Below are 16,192 nucleotides of genomic sequence, written 5' to 3'. Positions count from 1 at the left end.
TTCAAAGCATGTACACAGCGCTCAAACCCCTGACACACCGAACAAAAACCAACACCACGTACACACAATCCGGGCATCAACCCCTTTTTTGTGGCCCAACCGCTGGGCTCCTTCGTTGGCGTCGGATGATCAGCGGCCGTAATGGTATCGACAGGCGGCAATCCGAATCTCGTCGCCAACAACCTTGTAGACCAATCGATGCTCGTCGGTGATCCGCCGCGACCAGTAGCCGGATAGCCCGTGCTTCAGCGCCTCGGGTTTGCCAATGCCCTCATTGTCGTTCCTGGCAATGTCTTTAATGAGCCGGTTGATGCGCTTGAGTATTCGACGATCTTCTGTCTGCCACCACAGATAGTCCTCCCAGGCACCCTCATCCCAGACAAGGATCACTTCTCAGTCCTCGACGAGGTCATGCTGAGTTCCGCGACCGTGTTCGAGATTATCGATTGAGTCGAGGAGACGTCGAGCATTGGAGGGAGAGCGTAGTAGATAGGCGGTCTCTCTCAGAGATTCGTAGTCGGCGAGTGAGACGATCACGACCGGTTCGTGTCCGGCACGGGTGATGATCGTTTCCTCACGGTCGTCGACAACGTCGTTCAACACCTGGGCGTAGTTTGCGCGAGAATCGGTGTAACTCATCGTCTTCATACCCCACCTCCTGTACGTAAAACTGTACTTCAGGAGAAGCTTGATGGCAAGACTACGGTGCTCGGCGATCTAAGCGTTGCTGCTACTTGCATGTCCGGTAACGACTTGCGGGATTGCTCCGACGATGCTCATGGCCTATAGCGCGTTGCTGACTGGATTAGAGAAGGCTTTGAGATCGTCCCAAGTGCCGGCGCGGGCAGCCTGATCCACGGCTGTTTTGGTTTAAGTGATACGTTGGCGCCGGTCAGTGTCAAGTATGAGCGCTAGCTCGCCGGAGTCGATGTCGAGTTTTTACCCATGTTTTCACTCGTATATCGTGGCCATTAATTCTTCGCAACCGCGAGATAATTTCGGTAAAATTAGTGAGCTGATGTTCTACACAGTTAACTCGCTGCTACTTCCAATAACGATACGCAGCAGTCTGAGACGCACTGAGGCAAGAAATGAGACAGGGTTGAGACGCTGAGGTGTCGATGGAGTTCAAGACCTTCTTTAGACTGCTAATTCGGAACTTTGACCTTGGAAAGAATACGAAGTGCTCTACGGGTGTACATGGGGCAAGAAACTAAACGACACCCTAGGCAGCAGGAAGGCGCGCGATGAAAATCAGCTATAAGCCGTTATGGAAGCTGCTCATCGACAAAGGCATGAAGAAGAAAGACCTGCAAGCCGCCGCCAAAATCAGCGCTGGGTCTATCGCCAAGCTCGGCAAAAATGAAAACATCACCACCGATGTCCTCATCAAAGTTTGCGAAGCTCTCGACTGCGACCTATTCGACATCCTCGAAACCATCCCAGCCCACAACACCGCACCAGTCCAACAAGGAGTAGCCAATGGCCGCTAAAAGCAAGAAAACCTTAGAGCAAACACTGTGGGACGCGGCCGACAAACTACGCGGCAACCAAGAGCCCTCCGAATACAAGCACGTGGTGCTTGGCCTGGTTTTCCTCAAATACGTGTCCGACAGGTTCGAGGAACGCCGCGCCGCGCTCAAAGATGAGCTCGTCGCAGACGGCATCGACGAGAGCCAATTCAATGACTTCCTGGAGGACCGCGACGAATACACCGGCCACAACGTGTTCTGGGTGCCCGAAGGAGCGCGCTGGAGTGAACTTCAAGCCCAAGCCAAACAGCCCGAGATTGGCCAGCTCATCGACCAAGCAATGCAGCTGATCGAACGCGAAAACCCCGGCCTGCGTGGCGTTTTACCGCGTAACTATGGCAGGGAGGGGCTCGATAAGAAACGCCTAGGCGAACTTGTTGATCTGATTGGCACCATCGGGTTCGGCTCCAACACTGACCACGGGTCCGACGACGTGTTGGGCTCAGTCTATGAGTACTTTCTTGGCCAGTTCGCAGGCAAGGAAACTGGTAAAGAGGGCGGCGCGTTCTACACGCCGCGCAGTGTGGTGCAAACTCTGGTTGAGATGCTGCGGCCCTACCAGGGCCGCGTGCTGGATCCGTGTTGCGGCTCCGGGGGTATGTTCGTGCAATCAGCGAAGTTCGTGGACGCACACGGCGGCAACCGTAATCAGCTATCGATCTATGGCCAAGAATTCACCAACACCACCTGGAAACTCGCGAAAATGAACCTCGCGCTGCGTGGAATTGATGCCGACCTCGGCGCGAAATCGGCAGACTCGTTCACCGAGGACTTGCACCCCGATCTGCGAGCCGATTTCATCATCGCCAACCCGCCATTCAACATCTCCGACTACTGGGACGAATCACTCGCTGATGACCCGCGCTGGGTTTACGGCACACCCCGCGAAGGAAACGCCAACTACGCCTGGATCCAACACTTCCTCTACCACCTCGCACCATCCGGCACAGCCGGTTTCGTCATGGCAAACGGGGCGATGTCCTCTTCAGACGGCACCGACCCCGAAATTCGCAAGAAACTCGTTGACGCCGACCTGGTCGACTGCGTCGTCGCACTGCCAGACAAACTATTCCTCAACACCGGCATCCCAGCAAGCCTGTGGTTCCTGTCAAAAAACCGCCACGGCAACGGCCACCGCCAGCGCAAAGGCGAAGTGCTCTTCATTGACGCGCGCAAGCTCGGACGCATGATCACCCGAGCCCGCCGCGAACTCGCCGAAGATGACATTGCAAAGATCTCTAGCACCTACAACACCTGGAGATCGAAGACCGACTACGGGCAGTACACCGACGAACCAGGCTTTTGCAAAGCGGCCTCCTTAGACGACATCACAGCCAATGACTACGTACTCACCCCTGGACGCTACGTCGGCATCGCTGAAGTTGAAGCTGACGATGAACCCATCGATGAAAAGATCGAACGGCTGATGAATGAACTATTTGCTGAGTTTGAAGTGGGTAGAGCGTTGGAAAATGAGATCAAAAATCGCCTGAAGGGAATATTTGAATGACTGAAATGTTCCTATCTGAATTTATCGATTTCAATCCTACGGTCAGGCTTCCAAAAGGTACCGTCGCCTCGTTTGTGCCGATGGATTCGGTGATTCCATGGTATCGAGATGTCGTTGCTACGGAATCGAAACCGTACACTGGTGGGACAAAGTTTCTCGATGGTGACATTTTGTTAGCGCGTATAACTCCATCTCTGGAAAATGGCAAAACATCGATTTATCGTGCAGCGGAATCTTCCCGAAGTAAGCCTGCATTTGGATCGACTGAATTCATTGTAGCTAGAGGGATTGAGGGCATCTCTGATACTGAATACATCTATTATCTCTTGCGCACTGACCAGATGAGATCAGTTGCGATTGCCAGCATGACTGGTAGTTCGGGGAGGCAACGTGTACAACTCGGTACGCTCGAATCCACGCTTTGGGATCTTCCCGATCTCGTCGAACAACGACAAATCGCCACTACGCTGGGTGTGCTCGACGACAAGATCGAATCCAACCAGAAGCAAGTTAGCCTTCTTGAAGAAATTTTAGTGGCGTATTTCCAGAAACAATTCGCATTAAATCACAGAAATGGCGGGAGAGAACGAGTCATTAATTTACCCATAAGAGTAACTGATTATGTTGCGAATGGTAGTTTTAAGACGCTGAAAGAAAACGTCACTCTTTCAGAAGGCTCAGGTTATGCCACATTTATCAGGAATACTGATCTGAAAAATGGATTTTTCTCGAAATCTGTCGACCAGAAAAGCTACGAGTTCCTTGCTAAGACAAAACTTTTTGGTGGAGAAGTTATCATTTCTAATGTTGGCGACGTTGGGAGTGTTTATCTCTGTCCAAAATTAGAGAGTAGAATGACTCTTGGAAATAATATACTTTTGGTAAAGAGTGAGTCAGAATTATTTTCGAATGCGTTTCTGTATTGCTATTTTAGGTACGGTGTTGGCAGTGAGCAGATAAAAAGTATTACGGGTGGATCAGCTCAACCAAAATTTAACAAAACTGATTTCAGGAATCTGGAAATGGAGCTTTACGACGAAATCTTTTTCGCTGAATTTAATAGGATTGCCGCTACTATTATCAATCATAAAGATCATCTTTATAGGCAAAATTATGAGCTAACCCAGCTTCGTGACGCCATTCTTCCTGAATTAATGTCTGGTCGGATCCGCGTTCCGGAGGCGCGTGAAGCGATTGATCAGGAGGCGGGGTTGTGATTCGGTTTACTGAGTCAGTCGTTGAGCAGGCGGCGTTGCAGTGGCTTGCTGAGATCGGGTATCGCACTGGCTTTGGGCCGGTTAGTGCGGCTGTAGGTGAGGTTCGGGAGTCCCCATCTGATGTGGTGTTGTGGAATCGGGTGGCAGAGGCGCTGGTGCGCCTCAACCCAACGGCATCTACGCAGCAAATCAGTGACGCCTTGGGGCGGATTCAGCGCGCTGAGTCGCAAGACACCGTGTTGGAGAATCAGCGTTTGCATGAGTTGATGGTCAAGGGCGTGCCGGTGGAGAGCAAGGCTGCTGATGGGCAAACGATCACAGTCTTACTGCAGCTGATTGATTTCGATCGTCCACTCGATAATGACTGGTTAGCGTTGAGACAATTCACGATTATCGAGAACGGCTACAATCGCCGCCCGGATGTGCTGACGTTTTTGAACGGCTTTCCGGTCGGCTTGTTGGAACTAAAGAATCCGGCCAATGAGAATGCCACGATGCGCAATGCCTGGAATCAGATTCAGACGTATCGTTCGCAGATCCCGTCGGTATTTGTTCCTAATGTGGTGACGGTGATTTCGGATGGCACGGCCGCTGCGATGAGTTCGTTCACCGGTGGGTTTGAGCATTACGCGCCATGGAAGACCATCGATGGCCGTGACGTTGTGACTAATCGTCCCGCGTTAGAGGTGCTACTCAAGGGCGTATTCACGCCTGAGCGGTTCCTCGACATTTTGCGTAATTTCGTGGTGTTTTCTGACCAGCCTGTCGCGGACGAGGGATCGGGTCAGCGACGTCGGGCGTTGATCAAGCGAGTGGCGAAATACCACCAGTATTGGGCGGTTAATGCCGCTGTGGAGTCAACGATTCGCGCCTCAGGTCCCGATGGGGATCGTCGTGGTGGCGTGGTGTGGCACACCCAAGGTTCGGGCAAGAGCTTTGAGATGGTGTTTTATGCAGCCAAGCTCATGCGCGACCCACGCATGGCTAACCCGACGCTGGTGTTCATCACTGACCGTAACGATCTGGATGATCAGTTGTTCGGTGAGGTGTTCGCTCCAGCGCATATTCTGCCTGAAACGCCCGTGCAGGCAGAAGGGCGAGACGATTTGCGCTCGCTGCTGATTCGCGCATCTGGCGGGATCATTTTTACTACGATCCACAAGTTTGCTCCTGGTGAGGATGGAGATTTGAATCCAGTGCTCACTGATCGGCGTAACGTCGTCGTTGTCGCTGATGAGGCTCACCGTTCTCAGTATGGATTCAGGGAAACCCTGGATTCACAAGGTCGCCTGAAAACGGGTTTGGCCAAGCACATGCGCGACGCGCTACCTAACGCGACGTTCCTTGGATTCACTGGCACCCCGATCGATTCCACTGACCGCTCTACTCGGGCGGTGTTTGGCGATTATGTCGATGTCTACGACCTGACGCGCGCGGTTGAAGATGGTGCGACGGTCAGGATTTTCTATGAATCCCGGCTCGCGAAAATCAATCTCACCGACGATGGACTTGCCCACATTGATGAGCTCGTTGATGAAGCAGCCGCAGGCGACAGTATCGATGCGTCCGAACGCGCGAAATCCAAATGGTCCCAGCTCGAAGCGCTGGTGGGTGCTGAATCCCGCCTTAATACGGTGGCAGTAGACATCGTCAATCATTGGGAAGAACGCCGCGCTGCTATGGCAGGCAAGGCGATGATTGTGACGATGAGCCGTCGAATCGCGGTTGAGTTGTATGAAAAGATCGTCGCGCTGCGTCCCGAATGGCATAGCGATGATTTAAACAAGGGCAAGATCAAAGTCGTAATGACTGGCTCAGCTGCTGACCCAGCGAACTTCCAGCCCCACATCCACTCGAAAGACGAACGCCGCGATCTCAAGCTACGTGCAAAGAATCCAGACGATGAGCTGGAGATCGTGATCGTACGTGATATGTGGCTCACCGGATTCGACGCACCATCCCTGCACACCATGTACGTAGACAAGCCGATGCAAGGCGCAGGCTTGATGCAAGCCATTGCACGGGTGAACCGCCGGTTCAAAGACAAACCCGGCGGACTGATCGTCGACTACATCGGGCTGTTCCAGTCACTACAAGAAGCGCTCGCCGTGTACTCGCCCTCAGACCGTGAACAGGCCGGTGTCCCTATCGACGAGCTCGTGGGGGTGATGCAGGAAAAGTACGACATCATCAAAGGCATTTTGCATACTGTCACCTACGACCCCTCGCCCTCCTTATCTGCTTCACAGCGGCTATCACAATACGCGACGGTGCTCGACTTCATCCTCTCGGATGAAGACATCACCAAGCGATACAACGACCAAGTACTCGCCTTGGCGAAAGCCTATGCGTTGGTGGCGTCGCGGCCAGAGGCAGAAGCGATCCGTGATGACGTTCGACTGTTCACTGACGTGCGAGCTGCAGCGCTCAAGATCCTTAACCCCGATTCCGGCAAAAGTCGCGTCGGAACCGGGAACATTGATTCTGTGCTCGCACAGTTAGTCAACGAGTCAGTAACTACAGATCAAGTCGTTGATGTCTACCAGTTCGCTGGCATGGAAAGGCCCGAACTATCGCTGCTGTCGGATGAGTTCTTGGACTCGATTGGCACAAGCGACAAACCCAACCTGCAGCTTGGCCTGTTGCGCCGCCTGCTCAATGATCAGATCCGCACACTTCAGCGAACCAACCTCGTCCAGTCACGCAAGTTCTCTGAAATGCTCACCGACGCCGTCAAACGCTACACAAACCGTTCGCTGACCACCGCGGAAATCATCGCTGAACTCGTCGCGCTTGCCAAGGAGATGCGCGAAAGCAAGAAACGCTCCGAGGAACTCGGACTCACCGATGCCGAGGTAGCACTCTATGATGCGATCATTCAAAACGACTCGGCCATCATGGAAATGGGCGACGAAGCTCTCAAAGCAATAGCCCGCGAACTCGTTGCCACGATTCGACGCTCGGCAACCATCGACTGGACTTTGAAAGAGTCCGTTCGTGCTCGTATGCGTTCTCGGATCAAACGACTCCTCGCAAAGTATAAGTACCCGCCAGACAAGCAGGAAGATGCGGTAAAGCTGATTATCGAACAGGCCGAGCATCTTGCAGCCGGTGATGGTTACGATGACTAGCGCTAATCTACTGTTCTGCACGGTCAATCAATTCAGGAGCATTGTAGCTATGGTGTACAGACGAAGCTTGTCTACCTGAAACATCAAACCACTGACAGCAGCCGTGTGCGCATTGATGGCGCTGACTATCGGAGCGTGCAGTAAGACGATGAGCCGGTGAGCGCCCCGCAGTCGCAGGTGAGCCAGAGCGATGCTCGTAGCGCCCCGCAAAGTGCCCCGGCACCTGAAAAGACACCCCAGCAAGAAGCGGCCGAGGCATACAACCAGATTCTTGACGAGGTCGACTCCTGCACCTTCATCCCGTCTGATATCGGCGAAAACCTCGACAATGCGCCGTCTGGACATGAGTACACGCTGACTGAAGCCACAGGCGACGATGTTCCAGAACTTCTTGTGCGCACACAGGCTCAGATGATTCAGTTCGTGCGCATCTTCTCCTCTGATGGGACCGATACTCCTGTCCAGGCACCCGAAGAATCCCTGCAGACCGGCGCTTTGAGTGCCGGGAATTCGTGGCACCGATCGAGGAATTAAGTAGGGTAGAGGAGTGATTTACCCGACGCTGAGCTCAGGTACAGGAATGCAAACCTCAACGCTCGTGACGATCGCTTCAGGAAACCTCGCCCGTAGTCCAGCAGAGGAATATCGATACGACGAGGAGCCCGCCGAGCTCACGCAAAATGCGACCACAGCGCGCTGTGTTCTCTTGGTTGAATCCGACTGGGAGGGCGACTCAGAGAACGAGACTCTGAAATATTGGAGCCAATTTGACGGCCAGCGCGTGATCGTCGGGCTCAGTGATCTGCGACTGTCCACTGACGTCAGCCTGCCTGTGGGCGAGCCTCGCGGCGGAAACAACTACGTTATCTGGCCGCAAAATTAAGCGGCAAAAGGCGCTAGGCGGTCACCAGCGGCATCGTCACGGCATACTGCGCAGCGTCGTAGCAGTGCGTCGCGTACTCGACGATCCGCCCCGTTTCGTCATACGACGTTCGCTTCATGGTGACGAGGGCAGCCGACGAATCAACGTGCAGAATCTCCGCCTCATAGTCAGAGGCATTCTTCGCTCCGATCTGCTGATAGCCCGACTGGAGGTGGACACCAGACTGGGCCAGGCAATGGTAGAAGCCGTCACGTGCCAAGTCAGTCAGCGACGGGGCAATGTCAGAGGGCACGTAGTTCTGCATCAAGGCAAGGCGAGAGTTATCGAGCCACCGCAAACGCTCGAAGAACACAATTTCCGTCCCCTCATCGCACTCGAGTTTCTTACTGATGTCTTCATCAGCAAAACGCACCTCGTAGCGCAGGACTTCCGTGCGGGTAGTGTGGCCGGCTTTGATGAGGTCCTCGTTCAAACTCGACAGCTTCACCTGGCGTTGAACCGGGCTGGGGGAGACCCGCGTTCCGACACCGCGACGTCGCGACAGTAGCCCCTTCGTTACCAGATCCTGGAATGCGCGTCGAACCGTCGGGCGAGAGATCTGCAAGCGGTTCGCCAGTGACACCTCGTCCTCGATTGCCTGGCCGGGCAGGATCTCACCCTTGGTGATCATGCGTTCCAGTGGTACAGAGATCTGCTGGTGCAGAGCAATCGGCGAGTCACGATTAATGGTGATTTCGAGGATGAAGGGCTCGTCGAGGTGTTCCTCGTCTGACTTGGTAGTTGTCATGTCAATCTCCCACTGCCTGTTGGCGTGTTCTCGCGGTAAAGGTACTCATCAGCCACGATGGTGAAGGATCATTAGCCAGGGTCCACGTCATGTTGTGTACACGCTAGTCATGTCAATTCCGAATGATACCTCATTTTGAGGGAGTTGGAGGTGACAAATAAAAAGAAAGTTTGCCCAGCGTTCACATCCTCTTGTTGTATCTAATTAGGCAAGAAAACCTTAAATTGTACTGACAAACACTTGACGGTGGAAACTATGTGAGAGATAATGAGTGTGGTCAAAAACCAAGAGCCGGACGGGCACAACGCTGGCCCGACCGATCCTGGCAGTGTAACCGTGAGCAATAGGGCTCGTACGACGATGAGAGAAGAAATGGTAGCTATCAGGGAAATTCCCGAGATCAGGATGTATGAACCGCAGCGGATTGCGCAAGCTTTGGAATCACGCAAGCCGGGCGAGTTGAAGAAAGGCGACAAGCTCATGATCATCGCCTGTGACCACCCTGCGCGCGGCGCACTGGGAGCAGGAAACGATGACATAGCGATGGCCAGCCGCATCGACGTGCTCGAGCGTTGCGTGGAAGCGCTGAGCAGGCCCGGTGTCAACGGCTTCCTGGGCACAGCCGACATGATCGAAGATCTCGCATTGGTGGGCGCCCTCGAGGGAAAACTTGTCTACGGATCGATGAACCGCGTGGGCCTGCGCGGCTCGAAGTTCGAAATGGACGACCAATTCAACTGTTACGATCCGGACGGCATCGAAAAGGCCAGGCTGGACGGTGGCAAGACGCTGACGCGTATCTGCCTGGAAGACTCCGCCACGGCCAACACCCTCAAGGCAACATCCGACGCAGTCAACGCAATGTCGGACAGGGGGCTGGTCACCATGATCGAACCCTTCATGTCGAACTGGGTGGACGGCTCCATCGTCAACGACCTGACCCCTGACGCCGTCATCAAGTCGATGGCAATTGCCTCAGGCCTGGGTCGCACATCCGCCTATACTTGGTTGAAGTTGCCATGTGTCGATGACATGGAGCGCGTCATGGAAGCCGCGACACTACCGTCGCTGATCCTGGGCGGCGAGGTGTCCAAGGATGCTGACGCGACACTGGAGAAGTGGCACGTCGCCCTGCAACAGCCGAACGTCTTTGGCCTGGTCATCGGGCGTTCCCTTCTGTTCCCGACCGATGGCGATGTCACCAAAGCTGTCGACAATACTGTGGAGTTACTGTGAACGACAACGAAAAATACGTCATCAAGGCCGGAAGCACGGCCGAAGGCAAGTTCCAGACCTCGATTTCCGCTGAACGAGCCGGCTGGAAATGGTGCTCGCTGCGCGTCGTCGCGCTCAAAGCAGGCCAGTCCCAGAAAGTCGACACCGAGGGCGAAGAGCTGCTGGTTCTTCCCTTCGAAGGCTCAGCAACCGTTGAGGTTGACGGCGAACACTACGAGCTGGCCGGCCGCGAATCCATATGGACCGGCGTCACCGACTACATCTACATCCCGCGCGGCAAGGAATTCACGCTCACCGCAACGACCGACGGCCGCTTTGCATTGCCGGCAACCAAGGCGACTAAAGATCTGCCTGTGCGGTACTGCCCGGTTGACGACGTCAACAGTGGCATTCGTGGTTCCGGGAACTGGACTCGACAGGTGAACAACTACGCCCTCGGCAATGAAGTGGAAACGTCGCACCTGCTGGTCACCGAAGTGCTGACCCCTGGCGGCAACTGGTCCTCCTACCCGCCTCACAAGCACGATGAGCACACAGACTCCGAACGCGTCCTTGAAGAGATTTACTACTTCGAAATTCGCGAGGGTGGCCTGACGGGCAGCGACCAGAAGACCGAGGGATTTGGCCTGCAGCGAGTCTACGATTCGCCGGGACACCCAATCGATGTGTGCACCGAAGTGCGCTCCGGTGACACCGTCATCGTGCCTCACGGCTACCACGGTCCGTCGGCAGCTGCGCCCGGATACGACATGTACTATCTCAACGTGATGGGCGGCCCGGCTGAAGACTCAGTGTGGCTCATGACAGATGACCCGGTCCACACGTGGATGCGACAGGAATGGGAAGGGCTCGACATCGACGAACGAGTCCCGTTCTTCCCGATTAAAGAATCAGAGGTGAAGTAATGGCCAACGAAGAAAAAGTACGCCTCACAGTTGGACAGGCAATCGTCCGCTTCCTGGTGAACCAGTACGTCGAGCATGACGGGGAAGAGCACCGCTTTGTCTCCGGTGCATTCGGCATTTTCGGTCACGGCAACGTCCTCGGCATCGGACAGGCTTTGTTGCAAAACGAGCTGAACCCCGAACCCGATGGCGGATCCCTGCCCTACATCATGCCGCGCAACGAGCAGGGCATGGTCAACGCGGCCGCCGCCTACGCCAAGGCAACCAACCGTCAGCGTATCTTCGCATGCACGTCCTCGATCGGGCCCGGCGCACTGAATATGGTCACAGGTGCCGCACTGGCCACGACGAACCGTCTGCCGGTTCTGCTGTTCCCCAGCGACATTTTCGCCACCCGCTACCCGGACCCTGTGTTGCAGCAGGTTGAGAACGCGCAGACACTGGACACCTCGGTCAACGATGCATTCCGCCCGGTCAGCGCGTTCTTCGATCGCATTAACCGCCCCGAGCAGCTGATCCCGTCACTCATGCAGGCCTTCCGCGCACTGACCGACCCGGCCGATACGGGCGCAGTGACGCTGGCGCTGCCGCAGGACGTGCAGGCCGAGGCGTATGACTTCCCGGTCACGGCTTTCCGCAAGCGCGTATGGCACATCCGCCGCGCTCCGCTCGACCAGGCGTCGCTGGACCGCGCAGTTGAAGCTATCAAGGCTTCAAAGAAGCCGCTGGTTGTAGCCGGCGGCGGTGTGAAGTATTCCGAGGCATCCCAGGCCCTGCGCGACTTTGCGACCGCAACCGGGATCCCGGTCTCCGACACTCAGGCAGGCAAGGGCGCGATCAACTTCGATCACCCGCAGGCCGTTGGCGGCGTGGGGTCAACGGGCTGTGACAGCGCGAACCACCTTGCTGACGAAGCTGACCTGATCATCGGTGTAGGCACGCGCTACTCCGACTTCACGACTGCCTCGCACACCCAGTTCAAGAACCCGGATGTCTCATTCGTTAACATCAACGTCAAGCCTTTCGATGCAGTGAAGAATGCTGGAGAAATGCTGGTGGCCGACGCGCGAGAGGCACTTGTCGCGCTGACCGGCGCGCTTGATGGCTGGCATGTTGACGATGAGTACTCGCACAGGATCGCTGATGAGAAGGCAGCGTGGGAGAAGACCACGAAGGAGCTCTACCACCTTGACCATCAGCCACTGCCGTCCCAGCTGGAGGTCTTCGGCGCACTGAACGAGATGATGGGTGACAACGACATCGTCATCAACGCTGCCGGATCTATGCCCGGCGACCTGCAGGCGCTGTGGCAGGCGAAGAACCCGACGCAGTATCACGTGGAGTACGCCTTCTCGACCATGGGATATGAAATCCCGGCCGGCCTGGGCGTCAAGCTGGCTCATCCTGATTCCGAGGTTGTCGCAATCGTCGGTGACGGTACCTATCAGATGCTGCCGATGGAACTGGCGACCGTCGTTCAGGAGCGCGTGAAAGTCATCTATGTCCTGTTGCAGAACCACGGCTTCGCCTCGATCGGCGCGCTGTCAGAGTCGCACGGTTCCCAGAGGTTCGGTACCCGCTACACGATGGGTGCAGGCAATGCGCACAACGAACCGGGTGAATACCTGCCGGTCGATATCGCCAAGAATGCCGAATCGTGGGGCTTGGACGTACTGCGCGTGTCAACGATGGACGAGTTCCGCGATTCCTACCGCAAGGCCGAAGCATCGGACAAGGCGACGATGATCCACATCGAGACGGATCTGTACGGACCGAATCCGCCGAGCTCAAGTTGGTGGGATGTTGCAGTGGCCGAGGTCTCGCGTATCGATTCGACCACCAAGGCCCGCAAGGAATACGAAGAGAAGAAGGCCGAGCAGCGCCTCTACCTCTAACGATGACGAGCCGGCGATAAGCCGTCTGCGTGCAGGTGCCTTGTCGCATCATATCTGCAGAGGCAGAAAAGACGCGGCAGCAGGGGTGTCCCTGCTGCCGCGTTTATGCGTGGCGCGACCAGATCAGATCTGGTCAGCCGCTTTCAGGATCTGGCGGATGACCACGACCGGTGTCAGGATCGAGGTGGCCAGACCGGTTGGGGCGGTCAGTGCCAGGGCAGTACATGGGCTGATGCGTCACGATTTGGGGAATGTTCGGACAAATAGATGTGTCAATCGTGGGTCGGCTGAGTGCGTATGAGGCAGTAGGACCTGGCGTCGACAAGCCCGAGTCGGCGGCCACGCTGAGAGTGGACGTGCGAAGCAATGGGATGATGCAGTCGTGAAGCGGCGGCGTTAAGTCACTGCTCTGACAGGGCAGTGGCACACCTAAATGTAGTGACAAATATTCGGCGTTGTCGTACACTGAAAGAGTACAAGCTGAATAGCTCGACGAAGTGAGGAGAAAGGTCATGGCAGTTCACGACGTTCTAACCGTTGGCCGCAGTGGCGTGGATGTGTACCCCCTTCAGGTGAACACGCCCCTCGACCAAGTAACGACGTTCCAAAAGTTCCTCGGCGGATCGCCGATGAATGTCGCGGTGGCAGCGGCAAGACTGGGTGAGGATGCGGCAATCCTGACAGGTGTGGGCGACGATCCATTCGGAAAGTACGTTCGCGACGAAATGCGTCGCCTGGGTGTCAGCGATGAATTCGTCATCACCGATCCGAACCTGAACACACCGGTGACGTTCTGCGAGCTTGTTCCCGACGCGCCGTTCTTTTTCTACCGTGAGCCGTCGGCTCCTGACCTGCAGATCAAGACGTCTGATCTGCCGGAAGAAACCGTGAAGAACTGCAAGGTCTTCTGGTTCAGCGGCACCGGCCTGTCAGAGGACCCCTCCTACACCACCCACATTGACGCCCTGAAGATGCGCGGCCACAAGCCATACACGATTTTCGATATGGACTGGCGGCCCATCTTCTGGGACGACATTGAACTCGCCAGGCAGCGCTACGCCGAGTGTCTCGAATACACCGACGTGGCAGTGGGTAACCGCACCGAATGTGAAATTGCAGTAGGGGAGAAGGACCCCGAGCGTGCTGCAGATGCGCTCCTAGAACGCGGCGTTAAGATCGCCATCGTCAAGCAGGGGCGTGACGGTGCACTGGCTAAGACGGCCGACGAGCGCTTGGTTGTGCCTGAACTACCGTGCGTGCCCATGAACGGCGCAGGTGCTGGTGACGCATTCGGCGGCTCGCTGGTGCACGGTCTGCTGCAGGGCTGGGATCTGGAGAAGATCATTCAGGGCTGCAACGGTGCCGGCGCGATCGTGGCATCTCGTCTGGAATGCTCCACAGCAATGCCGACTGAGGAAGAGATCTGGAAGGCAGTCAACGCCGGAACATGTGATGTTCTGACCGAAGACAACTGACTCATCTCAGTGGCCTGAGAGGGTGGGCTAGTAGCCCGATTAGTTCGGCTCTCGCCCACCTTTTCATGTGGCCTTAGAACGGCGGCGTGGCGGCTCCTCGTCTGGCAGACTGTTTGTGCGTGCAATAATCTTTACACGTATGACAAATGCCGATAGGGTCGGTGCGTGCTCCATTGAAATTATCGTCCTGGCACTGACATTCCTCACGCTTGAAACGGTCAAACGAAGCAACATGCGTGGAATCTACGGCGCATTGAGAAGTTTCACGAGGGTGTTCGCAAACTCTGGTGGACCTGTCATCTCAATGTATTTTCTGGCTCCAATCGCCATTGTCAGCGCCACTGTTGGAAAACTGCTCGCCAACCGGATCAACCAAGCTGTTTTCAACGCGATTGTTATTGTCCTAACTATTGTGTCCGCGGCTTGTCTGCTTGTGTAAAGAATCGTGCGAAAGCCCAAGTCCGAGTCGCTGTAATGCTGGGAATATATCGCATCAGGGTTTTAATGTCAGAACAAGCCGTGCTATGATTGGCAGTCAGGCGCACAACGGGATAGCCAACGCCGGTTGTCCGTGACAATAAGAGAGGTCTTATCATGGTCAATATTGGTCTCATCGGTGCAGGTCGCATTGCACACGTGCACGCCAACACCATTGCCGCCAATCCCAACGCACAGCTGGTGGCGATTGCTGACCCATATCAGCCAGCAGCGCAGGAACTGGGTGAGCGATTCGGCGCAACGGTTCTGTCCGACGCGAAGGACCTGTTTGCCCTCGACAACCTTGACGCAGTCGTCATCTGCTCCCCAACACCGCAGCACCCACAGCACATCATTGCCGCCGCCACAGCCGGCCTGCCCGCATTGTGCGAAAAGCCGATCGCCCTGGATTACGAGGCAGCCAAGCAGCTCGAGAAAGACCTCGAAGGCCTCAACCCGACCATCATGCTCGGCTTCAACCGTCGCTTCGACCCGTCCTTCGCCGCGATCAAAGCCCTCGTCGATCGGGGTGAGATCGGTCAGGTCGAGCAGGTGACCATCACCTCGCGCGACCCCGAAGCTCCCAGCCCGCAGTACGTGGCCACCTCAGGCGGCATCTTCAAAGACATGACGATCCACGACTTCGACATGGCGCGCTTCTTCCTCGGCGACATTGTCGAGGTATTCGCCTACGGCCAGAACTTCGACCCGGAGATCAAGAAAGCCAACGACTTCGACGCAACAATGATCCTGCTGCGCAACGCTGACGGCGTTGTCGCCACCATCATCAACTCGCGCCACTGCGCCCCCGGCTACGACCAGCGCCTGGAAGTCTTCGGTGCCGACGGCGTGCTGAACGCCGACAACGTGCGCGCCACAACCGTTGAACTGTCCACATCGAACTTCTCCGCATCGAAGGAGCCGTACCTCAACTTCTTCCTGGAGCGCTACGCCCAGGCATACAGCAACGAGCTCAACACATTCCTCGACGCGATTGCACACGGCCAGACACCGACCCCGAACGTCACCGATGGGATCAAGGCTCTTCAAATCGCTGAAGCCGCTCAGGAATCGGCTCTGACCGGCGCATCCATTACGTTGTCCTGAATCACCCGCACATCCACACGACACGAAAGATTGACAC

General features: G+C 55.8%; 15 protein-coding genes. 12 read left to right on the top strand and 3 right to left on the bottom strand.

The window, feature by feature from the left end; genetic code table 11:
• Nucleotides 1–129 precede the first annotated feature (129 nt).
• Together AC1EJ1_RS04350 and AC1EJ1_RS04345 are read right to left on the bottom strand one after the other, a co-directional pair.
• Nucleotides 130–390: a Txe/YoeB family addiction module toxin gene (locus AC1EJ1_RS04350; protein WP_285014316.1), complete on the bottom strand. Its 261-nt coding sequence runs from the start codon at nt 388–390 to the stop codon at nt 130–132.
• Nucleotides 391–393: 3 nt separating this feature from the next.
• Nucleotides 394–648 (bottom strand): type II toxin-antitoxin system Phd/YefM family antitoxin, encoded by a 255-nt coding sequence (locus AC1EJ1_RS04345; protein ID WP_285014315.1) that lies wholly within the window; start codon nt 646–648, stop codon nt 394–396.
• 599 nt (nt 649–1,247) lie between these two features.
• Between AC1EJ1_RS04345 and AC1EJ1_RS04340 the strand changes: the two genes are divergently transcribed.
• From AC1EJ1_RS04340 to AC1EJ1_RS04315, 6 genes are all read left to right on the top strand, one after another.
• On the top strand, nt 1,248–1,493 hold the full coding sequence (locus tag AC1EJ1_RS04340) for a helix-turn-helix domain-containing protein (RefSeq protein WP_480295376.1): 246 nt from the start codon (nt 1,248–1,250) through the stop codon (nt 1,491–1,493).
• Nucleotides 1,483–3,042, top strand: coding sequence for a class I SAM-dependent DNA methyltransferase (locus AC1EJ1_RS04335; protein WP_480295375.1), 1,560 nt, complete (start codon nt 1,483–1,485; stop codon nt 3,040–3,042). The genes AC1EJ1_RS04340 and AC1EJ1_RS04335 overlap by 11 nt, the downstream gene beginning before the upstream one ends.
• Complete coding sequence (locus AC1EJ1_RS04330) at nt 3,039–4,259, top strand: restriction endonuclease subunit S (RefSeq protein WP_480295374.1); 1,221 nt, start codon at nt 3,039–3,041, stop codon at nt 4,257–4,259. The genes AC1EJ1_RS04335 and AC1EJ1_RS04330 overlap by 4 nt, the downstream gene beginning before the upstream one ends.
• A complete protein-coding gene (locus AC1EJ1_RS04325) occupies nt 4,256–7,390 on the top strand; it encodes a type I restriction endonuclease subunit R (protein WP_480295373.1) in 3,135 nt (1,044 codons plus the stop codon). The genes AC1EJ1_RS04330 and AC1EJ1_RS04325 overlap by 4 nt, the downstream gene beginning before the upstream one ends.
• 156 nt (nt 7,391–7,546) lie before the next feature.
• Nucleotides 7,547–7,924, top strand: a complete 378-nt coding sequence (locus tag AC1EJ1_RS04320) for a hypothetical protein (protein WP_480295372.1) — start codon at nt 7,547–7,549, stop codon at nt 7,922–7,924.
• 46 nt (nt 7,925–7,970) lie between these two features.
• The gene (locus AC1EJ1_RS04315; protein WP_480295371.1) at nt 7,971–8,273 is read left to right on the top strand and encodes a hypothetical protein; all 303 of its coding nucleotides are present in this window, start codon (nt 7,971–7,973) and stop codon (nt 8,271–8,273) included.
• Between the two features lie 13 nt (nt 8,274–8,286).
• Here AC1EJ1_RS04315 and AC1EJ1_RS04310 read toward each other — a convergent pair whose 3' ends face one another.
• Nucleotides 8,287–9,060, bottom strand: coding sequence for a GntR family transcriptional regulator (locus AC1EJ1_RS04310; protein ID WP_285014310.1), 774 nt, complete (start codon nt 9,058–9,060; stop codon nt 8,287–8,289).
• 372 nt (nt 9,061–9,432) lie between these two features.
• Between AC1EJ1_RS04310 and AC1EJ1_RS04305 the strand changes: the two genes are divergently transcribed.
• From AC1EJ1_RS04305 to iolG, 6 genes are all read left to right on the top strand, one after another.
• A complete protein-coding gene (locus AC1EJ1_RS04305) occupies nt 9,433–10,296 on the top strand; it encodes a Cgl0159 family (beta/alpha)8-fold protein (protein WP_285014309.1) in 864 nt (287 codons plus the stop codon).
• Nucleotides 10,293–11,201 (top strand): 5-deoxy-glucuronate isomerase, encoded by a 909-nt coding sequence (gene iolB, locus AC1EJ1_RS04300; protein ID WP_285014308.1) that lies wholly within the window; start codon nt 10,293–10,295, stop codon nt 11,199–11,201. Before AC1EJ1_RS04305 ends, iolB begins: the two co-directional genes overlap by 4 nt.
• Nucleotides 11,201–13,096, top strand: coding sequence for a 3D-(3,5/4)-trihydroxycyclohexane-1,2-dione acylhydrolase (decyclizing) (gene iolD / locus AC1EJ1_RS04295; protein ID WP_480295370.1), 1,896 nt, complete (start codon nt 11,201–11,203; stop codon nt 13,094–13,096). The genes iolB and iolD overlap by 1 nt, the downstream gene beginning before the upstream one ends.
• A 512-nt stretch (nt 13,097–13,608) precedes the next feature.
• Entirely contained in the window at nt 13,609–14,571 is a 963-nt protein-coding gene (iolC, locus tag AC1EJ1_RS04290; protein ID WP_285014306.1) for a 5-dehydro-2-deoxygluconokinase, read from the top strand.
• A gap of 139 nt (nt 14,572–14,710) precedes the next feature.
• Nucleotides 14,711–15,010, top strand: a complete 300-nt coding sequence (locus AC1EJ1_RS04285; RefSeq protein WP_480295369.1) for a hypothetical protein — start codon at nt 14,711–14,713, stop codon at nt 15,008–15,010.
• A gap of 155 nt (nt 15,011–15,165) precedes the next feature.
• Entirely contained in the window at nt 15,166–16,155 is a 990-nt protein-coding gene (iolG, locus tag AC1EJ1_RS04280; RefSeq protein WP_480295368.1) for an inositol 2-dehydrogenase, read from the top strand.
• Nucleotides 16,156–16,192: the final 37 nt, after the last annotated feature.

The sequence above is a fragment of the Pauljensenia sp. C0170B4 genome, from assembly GCF_056590235.1.
The sequence above is the reverse complement of the archived record's forward strand: the minus strand, read 5'-3'. Positions and strand labels throughout refer to the sequence as shown.

Excerpts from the sequence above, each read along its gene's own strand:
- iolC (WP_285014306.1), top strand. The coding sequence starts at position 13,609 with ATGGCAGTTCACGACGTTCTAACCGTTGGCCGCAGTGGCGTGGATGTG.
- AC1EJ1_RS04340 (WP_480295376.1), top strand. The coding sequence starts at position 1,248 with ATGAAAATCAGCTATAAGCCGTTATGGAAGCTGCTCATCGACAAAGGC.
- AC1EJ1_RS04285 (WP_480295369.1), top strand. The coding sequence starts at position 14,711 with ATGACAAATGCCGATAGGGTCGGTGCGTGCTCCATTGAAATTATCGTC.
- AC1EJ1_RS04345 (WP_285014315.1), bottom strand. The coding sequence starts at position 648 with ATGAAGACGATGAGTTACACCGATTCTCGCGCAAACTACGCCCAGGTG.
- AC1EJ1_RS04315 (WP_480295371.1), top strand. The coding sequence starts at position 7,971 with ATGCAAACCTCAACGCTCGTGACGATCGCTTCAGGAAACCTCGCCCGT.
- AC1EJ1_RS04330 (WP_480295374.1), top strand. The coding sequence starts at position 3,039 with ATGACTGAAATGTTCCTATCTGAATTTATCGATTTCAATCCTACGGTC.
- AC1EJ1_RS04310 (WP_285014310.1), bottom strand. The coding sequence starts at position 9,060 with ATGACAACTACCAAGTCAGACGAGGAACACCTCGACGAGCCCTTCATC.
- AC1EJ1_RS04335 (WP_480295375.1), top strand. The coding sequence starts at position 1,483 with ATGGCCGCTAAAAGCAAGAAAACCTTAGAGCAAACACTGTGGGACGCG.
- iolD (WP_480295370.1), top strand. The coding sequence starts at position 11,201 with ATGGCCAACGAAGAAAAAGTACGCCTCACAGTTGGACAGGCAATCGTC.
- AC1EJ1_RS04305 (WP_285014309.1), top strand. The coding sequence starts at position 9,433 with ATGGTAGCTATCAGGGAAATTCCCGAGATCAGGATGTATGAACCGCAG.
- iolG (WP_480295368.1), top strand. The coding sequence starts at position 15,166 with ATGGTCAATATTGGTCTCATCGGTGCAGGTCGCATTGCACACGTGCAC.